This is a genomic window from Bradyrhizobium sp., assembly GCF_036009065.1.
In the GTDB taxonomy this organism is placed as follows: domain Bacteria; phylum Pseudomonadota; class Alphaproteobacteria; order Rhizobiales; family Xanthobacteraceae; genus Bradyrhizobium.
Window position 1 is genome coordinate 1 of sequence record NZ_DASYMN010000123.1, and the last position, 1905, is coordinate 1905.

Below are 1905 nucleotides of genomic sequence, written 5' to 3' on the forward strand. Positions count from 1 at the left end.
GCGGCTCCTCAGGATGACGAAGGTATATTTGGCAGCGCTCCAGCGTTCCTACTTTTCACCCGCGATCCTTCTGCAATGCTCCCACGCCGCGGCGATCAGATTCTCGCTTGCTTCCGGGGTGCGGAATGCCGAATGCGCCGACAGCGTCACGTTCGGCAGCTTGGTCAGCGGGTGATCCGCCGGCAGCGGTTCGACATTGAACACGTCGAGCCCGGCGTGCCGGATATGCCCGGATTTCAGCGCGTCGATCATCGCTTCCTCGTCGACCAGCGCGCCGCGCGCGGTATTGACGAGAATGACACCGGACTTCATGGCTTCAATGCAGGCACGCGAGATAAAGCCGCGGGTCTCGTCATTCAGCAACAGATGCAGCGAGATCACATCGCTCTCGGTCAGGAGTTCGTCGAGTTCGACGAACTCGACCTTAGGCGACTTCTTCGGCGTCCGGTTCCATGCGATCACGCGCATGCCGCTGCCGAGCGCGATGCGCGCGACTTCCGCGGCGATGCCGCCGAAGCCGATCAGGCCCAGCGTCTTGCCGGTGAGCTGCGTGGCGTCGTCGCGCAGCCAGTTGCCGGCGCGCATCTCGCGGTCCATTTGCGCGAGGCCCCGCGCGGCGGCCCACATCAGCGCGATGGCGCACTCGGCCACCGCGGTGTCGCCATAGCCCTTGATCAGATGAACCGCGATGCCGAGCTCGGCCAGTTCTTCCGGATTCATGTAGCTGCGCGCGCCGGTGCCGAGGAAGACGACGTGCTTCAGGCCTGCGCATTTTCGCGCGATATCGGTCGGCAGCGCGGTGTGATCGACGATGGCGATTTCGGCGCCGTCGAGGATGACGGGGTATTGATCCGAAGTTATATCGGGATCGCGATGGATCGCCACCTTCGGATCGCCGGGCTTTGCCAGCCGCTCGAAAATGACAGCCAGCGATTCATTGGCATCGACGAATACACCGCGCACGAATTTCTCCATTTTTTTGGTCAGGATGCGACGCCGGCAAGCGCCAACACCGTATGCATCAGCGCGTTGGCGCCCGCCGTGCAATCGGCCTGCGTCGCGTCCTCAAGCTCATTGTGGCTGACGCCGTCCTTGCAGGGCACAAAAATCATCGCCGCCGGCACCACATTGGCAAGATTGCAGGCGTCATGCCCTGCGCCGGAGGTGATACGGCGATGGCTGTAACCGAGCGCCTTGGTCGCAGCCTCGACCGCGTCGACCAGTTTTGCGTCGAACACGGTCGGGGGTTTCTTCCAGATCGCCTCAATCGCGATTTCGACGTTGCGGCGGCTTGCGATTTCGGCTGCAGCGGCGCGCAGGTCGCGGTCGATCGCATCCAGCGTTTCGGAATCGGGGCTGCGGATATCCATGGTGAAGGCGATCTCGCCGGGGATCACGTTGCGCGAAGGTGCTGCAATGATTGCTTCGCCCATGGTGCCGACCGCATTCGGTCCGTGAACCTTAGCAATTCGCTCGACCGCAAGCGTCACCTCGGCCAGCGCGGCGAGCGCGTCGCGGCGCAGCGGCATCGGCGTGGTGCCGGCGTGGCTTTCGAAGCCGATCACCTTGCCGTCATACCAGACGATGCCCTGACCGCGGTCGACCACGCCGATGGTCTTGTTCTCGGCTTCCAGCAGCGGTCCCTGCTCGATGTGCAACTCGACGAACGCGCCCAATTTGCGCGCGCCAACGGCCTCATCGCCGCGATAGCCGATGCCATCAAGGGCTTCGCCGACGCTGATGCCCGCGGAATCCTTGCGGCCCAGAATGTCGTCGGTGGTGTAATCGCCGGCATAGGCCGCCGACGCCATGGTCGCCGGCGCAAAGCGCGAGCCTTCCTCGTTGGTCCAGTTGACGATGCAGATCGGCGTCTCGGTCTCGATGCCGGCATCGTTCAGGGTGCGC

Annotated in this window: 2 protein-coding genes; both read right to left on the reverse strand. The window is 63.7% G+C overall.

The annotated features are described in order from the left end of the window. Window positions 1–48: 48 nt before the first annotated feature. On the reverse strand, window positions 49–963 hold the full coding sequence (locus tag VGP39_RS07745) for an NAD(P)-dependent oxidoreductase (RefSeq protein ID WP_327567521.1): 915 nt from the start codon (window positions 961–963) through the stop codon (window positions 49–51). Between the two features lie 20 nt (window positions 964–983). Then, a partial coding sequence (locus VGP39_RS07750) for a Zn-dependent hydrolase (protein WP_327567522.1) occupies window positions 984–1905 on the reverse strand: 922 nt, incomplete at its 5' end.